Origin of the sequence: Flavobacterium sp. YJ01 (assembly GCF_029320955.1) — a bacterium.
GTDB lineage: Bacteria > Bacteroidota > Bacteroidia > Flavobacteriales > Flavobacteriaceae > Flavobacterium.
In genome coordinates, this window is the sequence record NZ_CP119757.1 from 3,355,840 (window position 1) to 3,370,068 (window position 14,229).

Genomic DNA, 14,229 nt, shown 5'->3' on the forward strand with positions numbered 1-14,229 from the left:
GATTTTATTTTTTTAGGAGTTCTTCTTCAAATAAAGTAATATCGATTGCATTTTTAACATCGTATTCGCCAATTTTCGTTCGGCGTAAAACAGTTAAATGTGAACCAGAATTCATTGCTTTTCCAAAATCGTAAGCAAGAGAACGAATGTAAGTGCCTTTAGAGCAAACCACTCTAAAATCTACTTCTGGCAATGCAATTCGAGTAATTTCAAATTCATGAATAGTGGTTTTTCTACTTGCAATTTCTACAGTTTCTCCAGCGCGCGCGTGTTCGTACAAACGAACACCGTCTTTTTTGATTGCAGAAAAAATAGGCGGTTTTTGATCAATTTCGCCTAAAAATTGTTTTACTGTTTCGTGAATCAAAGCTTCGTCAATATGATCAGTTGGGAAAGTTTGATCGATTTCAGTTTCCAAATCATAAGATGGAGTAGTGGCTCCGATGTAAAAAGTCCCAGTATATTCTTTTGCCTGACCTTGAAGTTCAGAAATTCTTTTGGTGAATTTTCCAGTACAAATTAATAAAAGTCCAGTTGCTAAAGGATCTAAAGTTCCTGCGTGACCAATTTTGAACTTTTTTGGAAGTCCAACTTTATTAATTAAAAGGTATTTTAATTTATTGACAGCTTGAAACGAACTCCATTTTAATGGTTTGTCAATCAATAAAACTTGTCCGTTTAAATATTCTTCAGGTGTCATTAGATAATGGTAAGCGGATGAATGAAAAAGTGAATCAATAATAAAATGATTCCAGCAAGGATTCGGTAATAACCAAAAACTTTGAAACCGTTTTTAGTTAAAAATCCGATGAAAGTTTTAATGGCCAAAAGGGCTACAATAAAAGCAACGATATTTCCAATTACAAGCATGTTTATTTGATCGTGAGACAATTCAAATCCTGCTTTATAATAATCGTAGCATTTTTTTGCAGTTGCTCCTAACATAGTTGGAACGGCCAAGAAAAATGAAAATTCTGCTGCAGAAGTTCTAGTCAATTTTTGAGACATTCCGCCAACAATACTAGCGCCGCTTCGAGAAACTCCAGGAATCATCGCAAGACATTGAAATAGTCCAATTTTGAATGCTTTTGCATACGTAATTTCAGTAGAAACTTCTGGATCGTTTGGTTTGTTGAACCATTCGTCAACTTTCAATAAAATGATTCCTCCAATTAAAAGCGAAACAGCAACTGTAACTGGATTTTCTAATAAACCGTCAATAAAATCACTTAATAATAATCCTAAAACTACGGCAGGAATAAAAGCAACTAAAAGTTTAAAGTAAAAATCAAAAGTTTGAAAGAAACGTTTGAAGTATAAAATTACAACCGAAAGTATCGCGCCAAGCTGAATTACGATGGTAAAAAGTTTAGTGAAATCGTCGTGTGCGATTCCAAAAAAAGAAGAGGCAATAATCATGTGTCCAGTTGAAGAAACAGGTAAAAATTCTGTAATTCCTTCAATAATGGCAAGAACAATAGCTTGTAATGTGTTCATTTAGAATTTTAGATTTTAGATTTTAGATTTCAGATTGTTCCTTTCGCTGCGCTCAAGTCTTTCCAATTGAAAACCTTTAAATCTATTTATTTAGATTTTTTGAAAATAGAATAAATCGTGATTCCGAAACCGATTAAAACAGTTGTTGGCGCTAAACGAATACGTCTAAAATTGAAAATTTCTTCGTTAAAAACATTTGGATCTTTACTTCCTCCTCCAGACATTAAAATAAATCCTAAAGCAATTACGGCAATACCAATTAAAAGGATTTTATAATTGATGCTGTCAAAAAGGAATTCCTGTTTTGGCTGTTGTTCTATGTTATTGTTGTTGTTTTTCATTTTGTCATTGCGAGGAACGAAGCAATCTAATCCTCTGTTTTATATGAGTTTTTTAAAAAAGTCTAAAATCTACAATCTGAAATCTAGAATATTAATAAAGATCGTCAGTTCTTAAATTCAAGAAACGTTGTGTTGCAAAATGCGTGCTTACCCAAGTAATTAAAACTCCCAATCCGAAAACGGCTAATAAAACCAATCCGATTAAGGCTTTATCTTCTAAAATTCCTAAACCTGGGAAATTACTTTCTACATAAAGTAAAAGTGCAATCAAAGCAATAATGGCCAATCCAGCGCCCAACATTCCTAATTTTACGCTTCTAGTTACGAATGGTTTACGGATAAACGCTTTTGTAGCTCCAACCATTTGCATCGTTTTGATAATAAATCGATTAGAATGTATTGATAAACGTAATGAACTATTAATTAATAAAACAGCAATTACAGTTAAAAATCCGCTGATAATCAAAATCCACATACTTACTTTTCTGATGTTGTCGTTTACAAGATTTACCAATTGTTTGTCGTAAACAATATCAGAAACCATTGCGTTTTTACGGAAACGGTTTTCGATTTTCACGATACTGTCTCTTTCAACATAATCTGCTTTTAAGTGAATATCGTACGAATTCAACAATGGATTTTCTCCCAAAAAGGTTAAAAAATCTTCTCCGATAATATCTGTGTGTTCTTTAGCAGCTTTTTCTTTAGACACATACACATAAGAAAGTGCAAATGGCGCTCTTTTTAGTTCTGTATTAAAGGCTTTAACAACGCTGTCATTTGCTTCATTTTTGAAGAAAACAGTCATCGCGATTTTTTCTTTAAAATCGTCTGCCAGTTTTTTAGAATTAATAATGAATAATCCTAGTACTCCTAAAAGGAATAAAACCAAGAAAACACTTAATACTACCGAAAAATAAGAGGAAATTAACCTGCGCTTTTGAAATTTATCAAAGTTAGAACTCATAGTTTGCTAAAATTATGTGGTAAAAATAATAAAGAATTTCTTTATTTAAAGTTATTAACGAACTTTTATACTATAAATGTACAATTAGATAAGAAATAAAAAGTTGATTTAACCGCAAAGTACGCAAAGATTTTTTAATGCTTTATGTTATTAACGCAAAGTTCGCAAAGCTAAGTATGGATAAAGCTTTGCGAACTTTGCGTTTTGTTCTCGCATTGTTAAATAAAAACCTTGCGAACTTTGCGGTTAAATTTAAATGTTAAAACTTCAGATTCTGAGTTTCTTTTTCGGCAAATTCTTTAATTCGATTTTCAACTTCATAAAAAACAGAAATTGCTTTTTCTCCCGCTTCGGTCAATCGAGCGCCACCGCCGCCTTTTCCGCCGAGAAGTTTTTCGACCAAAGGAGATTCAGCACGCTGATTCATTTCTTCAACCAATTGCCAAGCCTGACGATACGCCATTTTCATTTCTTTTGCAGCGTTGGTAATAGATCCCGTTTTTCGGATATTTTCGAGCAGCCAGATTTTTCCAATTCCCAAAAAAGCGCCTTCAGTTTCTTCAATCCAAACACGAACTTCAACCTTATATTTCTTATTTTCAATCATCAAAATAAGTATTTTTTAATTACAATAATACGTATTTTTACTTAATCAATAATACGTAAAAAGTAAATTTATTTGTTTGTCAACGAAATAGCTTTGGAACAAGCAACAATAAATGTAAATTTGCGCGATAATTCATTAAAGTGAGAAAATCTTTGGACCTTTGTCACTTTGCAACTTTGAACCTTTAAGATGAAATACAATCCAAACGAAATTGAAGCCAAATGGCAAAAATATTGGGCAGAAAATCAAACTTTTGCAGCAAAGAATAACTCTGAAAAACCGAAACATTATGTTCTCGATATGTTTCCTTATCCATCTGGAGCAGGACTGCACGTAGGACATCCGCTGGGTTATATAGCTTCAGATGTGTATTCTCGTTTCAAAAGACATCAAGGTTTCAATGTTTTGCATCCAATGGGATACGATAGTTTCGGATTACCGGCAGAACAATATGCAATTCAAACAGGTCAGCGTCCAGAAGATACAACGCGTGTAAATATTGACGGTGGAGTAGATAAGGAAGGAAAACAAATTGCTGGTTACAGAAAACAATTAGATAAAATCGGATTCTCATTTGATTGGTCGCGTGAAGTGCGAACTTCAAATCCTGATTATTACAAACATACACAATGGATATTTATTCAATTGTTCAATTCTTGGTATTGCAAAAAACAAGGAAAAGCATTTGATATTAAAGATCTTGTAGTTGTTTTTGAAGAAAGTGGAAATGCATTGGTTGAAGCAGTTTGTGATGATAATGTTGCGATTTTTACTGCTGACGAATGGAAATCATATTCTGAAGATCAAAAAGAGAAAATCTTGTTGCAATACAGAATGACGTATTTGGCAGAAACCGAAGTAAACTGGTGTCCAGGCTTAGGAACTGTTTTGGCAAACGACGAAATTGTAAACGGAGTTTCAGAACGTGGAGGCTTTCCTGTTATAAGAAAAAAAATGACACAATGGAGTATGCGAATTTCTGCTTATGCCGAACGCTTGCTTCAAGGTTTAAATGATATCGATTGGAGTGAGTCTATCAAAGAATCTCAAAGAAACTGGATCGGGAAATCGGTTGGTGCTTTGGTTAAATTCAAAGTCAAAAGTCAAAAGTCAAAAGTCGAAAGTCAAGCTGAACTTTCAGACTTTGGACATTCGACTTTAGACTTTATAGAAGTTTTTACAACAAGACCTGATACAATTTTTGGAGTTACTTTTATGACTTTGGCACCAGAACATGATTTGGTAGCTAAAATTACAACACCAGAACAAAAAGAAGCAGTTGAAGCGTATATCGAAAAAACGTCAAAACGCTCTGAGCGTGAACGTATGGCCGATGTAAAAACGATTTCAGGAGTTTTCACAGGAGCTTATGCTGAACATCCATTTACAAAAGAAGCAATTCCAGTTTGGATTGGTGATTATGTTTTGGCAGGTTACGGAACAGGTGCTGTAATGGCGGTTCCTTGCGGAGACGAAAGAGATTACGCTTTTGCTAATTTCTTTAAAGGTCAGAACGGAATGCAGGAAATCAAAAATATCTTCGCAAATGTTGATATTTCCGAAGCTGCTTACGGATCTAAAGATAACGTTGAAATTACAGCTTCTGATTTCTTAAACGGATTAAATTACAAAGATGCGACAGCAAAAGCAATTTATAAATTAGAAGAAATCGGTCAAGGAAAAGGTAAAACAAATTACCGTTTGCGTGATGCTGTTTTTTCTCGTCAGCGTTATTGGGGTGAGCCGTTCCCAGTTTATTATGTGAATGGGTTGCCAAAAATGATTGACACACAGCATCTGCCAATTATTTTACCTGAAGTAGAGAAATATTTACCAACAGAAGACGGATTGCCGCCATTAGGAAATGCAGCAGTTTGGGCTTGGGATACAAAACAAAATAAAGTTGTTGCAACTGATTTAGTTGATAAAGTTTCTATTTTTCCTTTAGAATTGAACACAATGCCAGGTTGGGCGGGAAGTTCATGGTATTGGATGCGTTATATGGATGCGCATAACGAAAATGAATTTGCAAGTAAAGAAGCGTTAGCTTACTGGGAAAATGTAGATTTATACATTGGAGGAAGTGAACACGCAACAGGACACTTGTTGTATTCTCGTTTCTGGAATAAATTCTTAAAAGACAAAGGTTTTGCTCCAACTGAAGAACCATTCAAAAAACTGATTAATCAGGGAATGATTTTGGGGAATAGTGCTTTTATTTATGTATTAAGAGAAAACAACAAATTGTTTATTATTCCTAAAAGCGTATATAAAGAGATTTGCGAAAATTCGAAAGTTAAGACTTCAGATGAAAATTATGTAGATCCTGTTGACTTCGATTGGAACAAAGTGCTTGAGATGTTATCAAATGGTGAAATGAGTTCGCAATTTGTTCAGCCTATTCATGTTAGTTTATCTGTTATTAATGATGTAACTAATGAATTAGATATAGAAGCTTTTAAAAAACATCCATTATATTCTGAATACCAAAACGCAGAGGTTATTTTGAATGAAAACGGGAAATACATTGTAGGTCGTGAAGTCGAAAAAATGTCGAAATCATACTATAATGTAGTAACACCAGATGATATTTGTGCTGAATATGGAGCAGATACATTACGTTTATACGAAATGTTTTTAGGTCCGTTAGAGCAGGCAAAACCTTGGAATACTGCCGGAATTTCTGGAGTTTTTGGTTTCTTGAAAAAATTATGGAGATTGTATTTTGATGACAACGGTTTAATCGTAAACAACGACGAACCAATAAAAGACAACTTAAAATCATTGCATAAAACAATTAAAAAAGTTGCTGAAGATATCGAGAATTTCTCTTTCAATACTTCGGTTTCTCAGTTTATGATTTGTGTAAATGAATTGTCTTCTCAAAACTGTCATTCAAGAGCGATCTTAGAACCATTAGCAATTTTAGTTTCGCCATACGCGCCACACATTGCTGAAGAATTATGGTCACAGTTAGGGCATACAACTTCAATTTCAGAAGTTGCTTTCCCAATTTTCGAAGAAAAACACTTAGTTGAAACTAATAAAGAATATCCAGTTTCTTTTAACGGAAAAATGCGTTTCACAATCGAATTGCCTTTAGATTTAACTAAAGAACAAATCGAAGAAATTGTAATGAAAGACGAAAGAACTCAAAAACAATTAGACGGTAGAACACCAAATAAAGTGATTATCGTTCCTGGTAAAATTATCAATTTGGTTGGTTAACCAAATTAATTTTCAATATAAAAATTCCAAATTCCAATTTTACGATTGGGCTTTGGGATTTTTTTTTACGTATAGTTCTGTCAGTCTGAGCGAAGTCGAAGACCAAGTAAGAAGCTCCGCAAAGAAAATCGCCAATCTTTGTAGAGTTACGTGCGTGGTCTTCGACTTCGCTCAGACTGACAATAAGTATGGTTTGTTATTTCGAGAAAGAGACTTTGCGACTTAGCGCCTTTGCGAGCAAATAACCTTGTGCTCTTTGTAATTAAAGAACAAATCATATATTTTAATAAGTCTCAAAAAAGAATTCAAATGAAATATAAAAAAAGAAGCTTCGTAACGATTACGAAGCTTTCCTTTACCAAAAACAAAAAAATTAAATCCTAATTCCTAATTTTTATAGTGGAAAAACATATGTTGGACAAACGGCAACAATAATTCCATCTTGAGTAGTAGTCGCTGTAAGTTGTTTTTCAACTTTTCCGCCAATATAAGTTTTTACAGTAAGAGTTTGTCCTACAGTTCCTCCATAACCACTTACGCTTAAAGAAGCTCCTGGAGCATCAGTAGCAGTAAATTCTTTTGTCCAAGGAAGTTTAGTGATATCTTCAATTAAAACACCGCCAGCAGCTTCCATGTAGGTAACGCTAAGTGTTCCAGTGTAATTTCCAGTCACTTCATATTTTACATCTTTTGATTTATTTACTGAGCCATTATCGTCATTATCGCTGCTGCAAGAAGCAAATGTAAATACAAGAGTTAATGCTAGCATTATTTGTTTTAAATGTGTTTTCATGTGTAAATTCTTTAATTATTTATATTCAAAATCTGATTTAAACAAAGTTAGAAGCTAATAATTCGGGTAACAATACCTGATAAAATGTATTTTTTCTTACCTGATTTCAGGTAAAAGTGTTTGATTTTGTTTCGAAAGTCGTTAAGCTTTAATAACTTTGAGTAAATGCCCCAATCATGCATAAAATCCACATCTTACTATTATTTTTGTTTTTTTCTTCAATTTGCAATTCTCAGGTAATTCTTTCATTAGATGATGATACTGCTTACATTGACAGTATAGTTAAAATCACAAAAAACACAAAATCCGACAGCGTTAAGAGTTTGAATAGTTTTAGATTGTCTAAACTGTTTTTAATGGCGCAGAATGCAAAAAGTTCTAAAGAATATCTCGAACAAGCCAATCGGTTAAAAGTGAAATTTCCTTTCTTAAAAGATGCATCCATTTTTTATAATGCTTCGAGTTTTCTCGAAAAAGGAGATATGGAAGGTTTTGAAAAAGCTTTGCTTGACGCCAATTCAAAACTCAAAAAATATCGTAATAAAGAAGCGTATAAACTTCGTGCTATTATTCTTCAGAACTATGGAATTATGCAACAACGTAAGAATAACGAAAATGCATATATGAAATTGCTGGTCAATGAAGCGATTCCGATTGCTAAAAAAAGTGGCGATTATGAATTGATCAGTGCTTTGAATAAGGCGGTTGCAATTATTTTTATGAATAATAGTGAACGCGAAAAAGCTTCTGAATATTTAGGTCAAGCGCAGAAATATATTGAAAATACATCTAAAAAATCGCCAACTTTGGTAGAATCTAAGATGGAAACGTATATTATAAACGCAGAAAATTTAATTGAACTCAAACATTTTTATGATGCTAAAGAAATTCTAGATAAAGCATATTCGATTTTAGAAAAATATCCAGAATCCAACTTAAACGATTCTTATTTTTATTCGGAAGGGCTTTATTTCGCTAAACAAAACAAACATAAAGAAGCATTAGTGAGTTTTGAAAAAGGAATTAAATCGGCAGAAAATCATCAAAATGCTATTGCCATAAACCGTTTAAAATTTGCCGAATATGTAGTGCTTTTTAAACTGAAAAACTACGATAAAGCAAAAGGCAATTTGGAATATTTAATTGAAAAAACGCCTTTTATTGTTGATAAAAAGAACTATTATAAAGAATTGTCTAAAGTTTATAATGCGACAAAAGAATTTCCAAAGGCTTATTTTTATTCGAATAAATACAATGTTGTAAACGATAGTCTCAACGATGCAAAATTGAGAAGCGAAATTGTAGAACTCGAAGCGAAATATAAAAAAGCTGAAAGCGAAAGAAAAATCAATTTGCTTCAATCTGAAAATGAAAAAGCAGTTTTGCAAGGCAACAACAACCGTTTGAATTCGATGCTTTTTGCGGTGCTTTCTTTTCTTTTGTTTTTAACGGTTTTGTTTTTATGGATTTATAGCAATTATCAAAAGAAACTGAGTTTTCAAAAAGAACTCAATCATAAACAAGAATTATCTGCGCTCGAAAATCAGCAGAAATTATCGATTTCTAATGCTTTGATTGAGGGGGAAGAAATTGAGAGAAAAAGAATTGCGAGAGAATTGCACGACGGACTCGGCAGTATGCTTTCGGGTTTAAAAATGCATTTGAATCTTGCTGATCGAGAAAATAAAGAAATTAATTCAAATATTAACGGAATGCTTAATGATTCGATTAAAGAGCTTCGAAATATTTCTCAAAATTTAATGCCAGAAAGTTTAATGAAATTAGGTCTGGAACACGCTTTAAAAGATCTTTGTGCTTCGCATTCTACTTCAGAAACAACAATTGATTTTCAGTATTTAATTAAAAAATCAACTTTTCCGCAGCATTTTAAAATCATGATTTATAGAATTATTCAAGAACTTCTAAATAATGCGCTGAAATATGCTAAAGCTTCGCAAATTTTAATTTCCTGTTCGCAAAACAAAGATGTTTTTTATATCACGGTTGAAGATAACGGAATCGGATTTAATGTTAAACATGCAGAAAAAAGAGACGGAATGGGGCTGAGAAATATTAAAAATCGCGTGGCATTTTTGAATGGAAAACTAGAAATCGATTCTATTCCAAACAAAGGAACTTCAACTTATATAGAATTGAAAATATAACCTCAAATTATTATTATGAGATACAGAACAGTAATTGTAGACGATCATCCGATAGTTATTTCAGGTATAGCGGGCTTATTGGCGGATTTAGAAAATATAGAAATTGTACAAAAATTCGGTTCCGGAATATCACTTTTGGAATATATAGAAGACCATAAAATCGATTTGATTTTGATGGATATTTTTCTTCCTATAATAAATGGAGTTGATTTGTGTAAAACAATCAAGCAAAAGCATCCGAAAATAGTTATTATCGGAATGAGCAGCCAGTCTGAAAGAAGTTTGGTAATGCAATTTATTCAAAACGGAGGAAATGGCTATATTTTAAAAAACGCTTCTTTTGATGAATTCAAAAATTGTATTTATAAAGCTATTGACGGTGAAATTGTTTTTAGTGAAGAAGTAAAAACGATTATCAGCCAGCCGTTATCTGAAGATTTAGAACGTATTCCAGGTTTGAGCAGAAGAGAACGCGATATAGCTTTATTGCTTTCTCAAGGAAAATCGACTCAGGAAATTGCTGATGATTTGTTTTTGAGCTTTCTAACAGTCCAAACACATCGCCGAAATATTCTTCAAAAATATAAAATGAAAAATGTGGCAGAATTAATTGCGTTCCTTTTAAAAAACAATATGCTGAATTAAGCCAAAATGAGTATAAAAATGTCAAAATGACATTTTGTTAAAATGGTTCGTAATTTGCAGTTTGTTTTGTAAATTTAAAATCAATCTAAAAATCAAAAAACTATGGGATCTGGATATCTAATTATTGCTGGAGCAATTATGTTGTTCAGCTGGCTGGTAAGTTCTCAGCTAAAGAGTAAATTTGAATTATACTCGAAATTACAATTAAGAAACGGAATGAGCGGCGCCGAAATTGCCGAAAAAATGCTTGCCGACAACGGAATTACAGATGTTCGTGTTATCTCGACACCAGGTCAGTTAACCGATCATTATAATCCTTCAGATAAAACAGTAAATTTAAGTGAAGCCGTTTATAGTCACAGAAATGCTGCGGCAGCTGCGGTTGCGGCACACGAATGCGGTCACGCGGTACAACATGCAATTGGTTACGAATGGTTAACAATGCGTTCTAAATTAGTGCCGATTGTAAGTGTAGCTTCAAACTACGTACAATGGATTTTAATTGCAGGAATCTTGATGATTAAAGTTTTTCCACAATTATTATTGGTTGGAATTATCATTTTTGCGGCTACAACTTTGTTTTCTATTATTACGCTTCCTGTAGAATATGATGCTAGTAATCGTGCTTTGGCTTGGTTAGAAAATAAACATATGTTAACGCAAGAGGAACAAGCAGGAGCAAAAGATGCGCTAAAATGGGCAGCGAGAACTTATGTAGTAGCGGCAATTGGTTCAATCGCAACGTTGCTGTACTATATCTCGATTTATTCTGGAAGTAGAAGGAATTAATTTGATAATTGAGATAATTAGTCAATTAGGTAATTTATAGCAACCCCGACAGATTTAAAAATCTGTCGGGGTTGTGTTTTATTAAGTTTGTCTGGCTGAGCGAAGTCGAAGCCTTATAGGTAATTAAGCTCTTCGACTTCGCTCAGGGTGACAGCTAGCGTAACATTATCTAATTATCAAAATTGACACATTTTCTAATTAAAGCTGAATCTGTCTATCAATCTGCTGATCTAAAGAAATAAAAGTTTCTGTTCTCGAAACTCCTTCAATAGCTTGAATTTTAGTATTTAAAAGTTGCATCAAATGTTCGTTGTCGCGACAGATTATTTTAATTAAAACCGACCAGTTTCCCGTTGTATAATGGCATTCTAACACTTCTGGAATCTTTTTTAAATCTTTTACGGCTTCAGAATTTCGTGAGGCTTTGTCTAAATATACTCCAACAAAAGCCATTGTATTATAACCCAACACTTTTGGATTTACAGTGAATTTCGATCCAGAAATAACGCCAGATTGTTCCAGCTTTTTTAATCTCTGGTGAATAGCGGCTCCTGAAATTCCGATTTTATTGGCTATTTGCAAAATTGGTTTTCGGGCATCATCCATTAAGTAACGAAGAATTTCTTTGTCGATACCATCAATTTCAATTAAGAGGGAGTTGATTTTCATAACTTATAATTTGAAACTATTACTTGTGATTTAGGTTTAGAATAGAAATCAAATGTAGTTAAAATGAAGGAAGAATAAAATTCCAATATTAGAAATTCCAAATTCCAAAAACATAGCCCGTGGTTTCAACCACGGGAAACGAAAGAAAATCAGCAATTGGTTTAAAAAGAAAAATTCCAAATCTCAGGTGATTAATCTGGGATTTGGAATTTAAATATTTTTACTGGTCAGGTTTATTTTCCTTTGTTTGCTTCTGCAACGTATTTTTCAAGAGCCATTGTCATAGAAGGAGTTTCAGGAGTTGGAGCAAGAATATCAATTCTTAAACCATGATCTAAAGCTTCTTTCTGAGTTGTGCTTCCGAAAACAGCAATTCTGGTATCATTTTGTTTGAAATCTGGGAAATTCTTAAACAAAGATTTGATTCCGGTTGGACTGAAGAACGCTAAAACGTCATAATAAACGTCTGCTAAGTCAGATAAATCACTCATTACAGTTCTGTAAAAAATAGCTTGTGCCCAATCTACTTTTAGACTGTTTAATGTTACAGGCGCATCAGCATTTAATTGGTCAGATGCAGGAAGCAAAAACTTTTCGTCTTTGTACTTCTTAATTAGCGGCGATAAATCTGCAAAATCTTTTGCCCCAACGTAAATTTTACGTTTTCTGTACACAACATACTTTTGAAGGTAAAACGCAACAGCCTCAGATTGACAAAAATACTTCAATCCTTCAGGAACTTTGTAACGCATTTCATCAGCAACTCTAAAAAAATGATCTACAGCATTTCTACTTGTTAAAATGATCGCAGTGTAATGATTAAGATCGATTTTTTGTAATCGAATCTCTTTTGCGCTAACCCCTTCCACATGAATAAATGGTCTGAAATCAATTTTTATTTTGTGTTTTTGTTGGAGCTCAAAGTAAGGAGAATTCTCCACTTTAGGTTCAGGCTGTGACACCAAAATTGTTTTCACTTTCATATTATAAACATTTTCTAAGCACTCCCTTTTGTTATCCAATAATAAAGAAAATAATAAGGGGCTATTTCAAGAGCGCAAAGATATAAAATAAAATAAAATAACTTACCGATAATTGCGTTTTGATATGTTTTAATTGAAATAAAGTAAGAGTATACACTAATACACAGCGAAATACCAATGATTGCTAGAGGTACAATTTTTGGAATATTGCTGTAATAGAACAAAATAGCGTTAATTGGAAGGATTAAAACACCAATATATGTTCTATAAGTAACTTTTTGTAAGTTAAATAATTCTACAAACTCATCAATATTGAAGGAAGTCGCTACAATTTTTTCGATTAAATATTTTCCTAGAATGAAATAAAGAAGGAAAGTTGCAATCTGAATAAACAAAATCCAGTCCGTTTTTAAAACAGAATAAACACCCGTTTTTGGATTCTCTGAAAAAATATGCATGGTAAGCAAAATGAAAAATGCATACGAGATTATCTGCACAAAAAACAAACCAACTGTAAAGCTGCTTTTTAAATGATTATTGTCCCGGTAAATTTTAGCATATTTATCAGAAAAAATAAGTTTGCTAAACTCACTAAATCTACTTTCATAAGCAGATTTTGTCATGGCAACAACAGCAAATGTAAGCACAAACAAAAGCGTTGCCCAGTCTTTGTTTTCTAGAATTCGAGGATGAAGTTGTTCAATCATAGCGTTACAAAATTAGTAATTTTTTGATGCAATACTTTTATTATATATTTATTATGATTCAAATGCTATAAAAAGTTTACTTTTGCGGTGAAATTACCTTGAAAAAATGAATGATAGTATTGTCATAATTCCCACTTATAACGAAATTGAAAATATAGAAAGTATTGTAAGAGCCGTACTTTCGCAACACAAATCTTTTCATCTGCTTATTATTGATGATAATTCTCCTGATCATACTGCAAATAAAGTAATTGCATTACAGGAAGAATTTCCAGGAAAACTTTTTTTAGAACAACGAGCTAAAAAATCAGGATTAGGAACAGCTTACGTTCACGGCTTTAAATGGGCTTTAGAACGCGATTATCAATTCATTTTTGAAATGGATGCCGACTTTTCACACAATCCAAATGATTTAGAAAAATTATACGACGCTTGTCATTTTGGCGGAGCAGATTTAGCGATTGGTTCTCGTTATGTTACCGGAGTAAATGTTGTAAATTGGCCGTTAAGCCGTGTTTTGATGTCTTATTTTGCATCAGTTTACGTGAAATTTATCACCGGAATGAAAATTCATGACGCCACTGCGGGTTTTGTATGTTACAAAAGAGAAGTTCTGGAGAAAATCAATTTGAATAAAATAAAATTTGTTGGCTACGCGTTTCAAATTGAAATGAAATACAGAACGTATTGCGGTAAATTTCAAATTACAGAAGTGCCAATTATTTTTACAGATAGAACAAAAGGAGTTTCTAAAATGAGTAATGCTATTATTAAAGAAGCTATACTTGGCGTAATTTCACTTAGATTAAGAAAATTAGTCAATTCATTATAAACCAAC

14 protein-coding genes are annotated in these 14,229 nt (G+C 32.8%); 5 read left to right on the forward strand and 9 right to left on the reverse strand.

Going from position 1 to position 14,229, the window contains the following annotated elements:
• Window positions 1-4 precede the first annotated feature (4 nt).
• The 5 genes from truB to P0R33_RS14685 form a co-directional block, all read right to left on the reverse strand.
• Window positions 5-700 (reverse strand): tRNA pseudouridine(55) synthase TruB, encoded by a 696-nt coding sequence (gene truB, locus P0R33_RS14665; protein WP_276171924.1) that lies wholly within the window; start codon window positions 698-700, stop codon window positions 5-7.
• A complete protein-coding gene (locus tag P0R33_RS14670; protein WP_276171925.1) occupies window positions 700-1,497 on the reverse strand; it encodes an undecaprenyl-diphosphate phosphatase in 798 nt (265 codons plus the stop codon). The genes truB and P0R33_RS14670 overlap by 1 nt, the downstream gene beginning before the upstream one ends.
• 86 nt (window positions 1,498-1,583) lie before the next feature.
• Complete coding sequence (locus tag P0R33_RS14675) at window positions 1,584-1,838, reverse strand: DUF3098 domain-containing protein (RefSeq protein WP_276171926.1); 255 nt, start codon at window positions 1,836-1,838, stop codon at window positions 1,584-1,586.
• 91 nt (window positions 1,839-1,929) lie between these two features.
• Entirely contained in the window at window positions 1,930-2,805 is an 876-nt protein-coding gene (locus tag P0R33_RS14680) for a permease-like cell division protein FtsX (RefSeq protein ID WP_276171927.1), read from the reverse strand.
• Between the two features lie 259 nt (window positions 2,806-3,064).
• The gene (locus P0R33_RS14685) at window positions 3,065-3,412 is read right to left on the reverse strand and encodes a LysR family transcriptional regulator (protein ID WP_276171928.1); all 348 of its coding nucleotides are present in this window, start codon (window positions 3,410-3,412) and stop codon (window positions 3,065-3,067) included.
• Window positions 3,413-3,601: 189 nt separating this feature from the next.
• Here P0R33_RS14685 and P0R33_RS14690 point away from each other — a divergent pair, with 189 nt between their 5' ends.
• Window positions 3,602-6,640 carry a class I tRNA ligase family protein gene (locus tag P0R33_RS14690; RefSeq protein WP_276171929.1) on the forward strand — a complete coding sequence of 1,013 codons (3,039 nt, stop codon included), beginning with the start codon at window positions 3,602-3,604 and terminating at the stop codon, window positions 6,638-6,640.
• Window positions 6,641-7,034: 394 nt separating this feature from the next.
• Here the strand turns inward: P0R33_RS14690 and P0R33_RS14695 are convergent, their stop codons facing one another.
• On the reverse strand, window positions 7,035-7,433 hold the full coding sequence (locus P0R33_RS14695) for an MmpS family transport accessory protein (RefSeq protein ID WP_276171930.1): 399 nt from the start codon (window positions 7,431-7,433) through the stop codon (window positions 7,035-7,037).
• A 176-nt stretch (window positions 7,434-7,609) separates the two neighbouring features.
• Here P0R33_RS14695 and P0R33_RS14700 point away from each other — a divergent pair, with 176 nt between their 5' ends.
• The 3 genes from P0R33_RS14700 (at window position 7,610) to P0R33_RS14710 (ending at window position 11,032) form a co-directional block, all read left to right on the forward strand.
• On the forward strand, window positions 7,610-9,598 hold the full coding sequence (locus tag P0R33_RS14700) for an ATP-binding protein (RefSeq protein ID WP_276171931.1): 1,989 nt from the start codon (window positions 7,610-7,612) through the stop codon (window positions 9,596-9,598).
• Between the two features lie 15 nt (window positions 9,599-9,613).
• Entirely contained in the window at window positions 9,614-10,243 is a 630-nt protein-coding gene (locus P0R33_RS14705) for a response regulator transcription factor (protein ID WP_276171932.1), read from the forward strand.
• 102 nt (window positions 10,244-10,345) lie between these two features.
• Window positions 10,346-11,032 (forward strand): zinc metallopeptidase, encoded by a 687-nt coding sequence (locus P0R33_RS14710; protein ID WP_184159538.1) that lies wholly within the window; start codon window positions 10,346-10,348, stop codon window positions 11,030-11,032.
• Between the two features lie 198 nt (window positions 11,033-11,230).
• Here the strand turns inward: P0R33_RS14710 and P0R33_RS14715 are convergent, their stop codons facing one another.
• From P0R33_RS14715 to P0R33_RS14725, 3 genes are all read right to left on the reverse strand, one after another.
• On the reverse strand, window positions 11,231-11,701 hold the full coding sequence (locus tag P0R33_RS14715) for an Lrp/AsnC ligand binding domain-containing protein (protein ID WP_035681816.1): 471 nt from the start codon (window positions 11,699-11,701) through the stop codon (window positions 11,231-11,233).
• Between the two features lie 233 nt (window positions 11,702-11,934).
• Window positions 11,935-12,684 carry a uroporphyrinogen-III synthase gene (locus tag P0R33_RS14720; protein ID WP_109190797.1) on the reverse strand — a complete coding sequence of 250 codons (750 nt, stop codon included), beginning with the start codon at window positions 12,682-12,684 and terminating at the stop codon, window positions 11,935-11,937.
• Window positions 12,685-12,698: 14 nt separating this feature from the next.
• Window positions 12,699-13,391, reverse strand: a complete 693-nt coding sequence (locus P0R33_RS14725) for a DUF4271 domain-containing protein (RefSeq protein WP_276171933.1) — start codon at window positions 13,389-13,391, stop codon at window positions 12,699-12,701.
• Window positions 13,392-13,497: 106 nt separating this feature from the next.
• Here P0R33_RS14725 and P0R33_RS14730 point away from each other — a divergent pair, with 106 nt between their 5' ends.
• The gene (locus tag P0R33_RS14730) at window positions 13,498-14,223 is read left to right on the forward strand and encodes a polyprenol monophosphomannose synthase (protein WP_276171934.1); all 726 of its coding nucleotides are present in this window, start codon (window positions 13,498-13,500) and stop codon (window positions 14,221-14,223) included.
• Window positions 14,224-14,229: the final 6 nt, after the last annotated feature.

What these genes read in the sequence shown, in the direction of transcription:
- truB (WP_276171924.1), bottom strand. Translation starts at nt 700, where the DNA reads ATGACACCTGAAGAATATTTAAACGGACAAGTTTTATTGATTGACAAA.
- P0R33_RS14670 (WP_276171925.1), bottom strand. Translation starts at nt 1,497, where the DNA reads ATGAACACATTACAAGCTATTGTTCTTGCCATTATTGAAGGAATTACA.
- P0R33_RS14675 (WP_276171926.1), bottom strand. Translation starts at nt 1,838, where the DNA reads ATGAAAAACAACAACAATAACATAGAACAACAGCCAAAACAGGAATTC.
- P0R33_RS14680 (WP_276171927.1), bottom strand. Translation starts at nt 2,805, where the DNA reads ATGAGTTCTAACTTTGATAAATTTCAAAAGCGCAGGTTAATTTCCTCT.
- P0R33_RS14685 (WP_276171928.1), bottom strand. Translation starts at nt 3,412, where the DNA reads ATGATTGAAAATAAGAAATATAAGGTTGAAGTTCGTGTTTGGATTGAA.
- P0R33_RS14690 (WP_276171929.1), top strand. Translation starts at nt 3,602, where the DNA reads ATGAAATACAATCCAAACGAAATTGAAGCCAAATGGCAAAAATATTGG.
- P0R33_RS14695 (WP_276171930.1), bottom strand. Translation starts at nt 7,433, where the DNA reads ATGAAAACACATTTAAAACAAATAATGCTAGCATTAACTCTTGTATTT.
- P0R33_RS14700 (WP_276171931.1), top strand. Translation starts at nt 7,610, where the DNA reads ATGCATAAAATCCACATCTTACTATTATTTTTGTTTTTTTCTTCAATT.
- P0R33_RS14705 (WP_276171932.1), top strand. Translation starts at nt 9,614, where the DNA reads ATGAGATACAGAACAGTAATTGTAGACGATCATCCGATAGTTATTTCA.
- P0R33_RS14710 (WP_184159538.1), top strand. Translation starts at nt 10,346, where the DNA reads ATGGGATCTGGATATCTAATTATTGCTGGAGCAATTATGTTGTTCAGC.
- P0R33_RS14715 (WP_035681816.1), bottom strand. Translation starts at nt 11,701, where the DNA reads ATGAAAATCAACTCCCTCTTAATTGAAATTGATGGTATCGACAAAGAA.
- P0R33_RS14720 (WP_109190797.1), bottom strand. Translation starts at nt 12,684, where the DNA reads ATGAAAGTGAAAACAATTTTGGTGTCACAGCCTGAACCTAAAGTGGAG.
- P0R33_RS14725 (WP_276171933.1), bottom strand. Translation starts at nt 13,391, where the DNA reads ATGATTGAACAACTTCATCCTCGAATTCTAGAAAACAAAGACTGGGCA.
- P0R33_RS14730 (WP_276171934.1), top strand. Translation starts at nt 13,498, where the DNA reads ATGAATGATAGTATTGTCATAATTCCCACTTATAACGAAATTGAAAAT.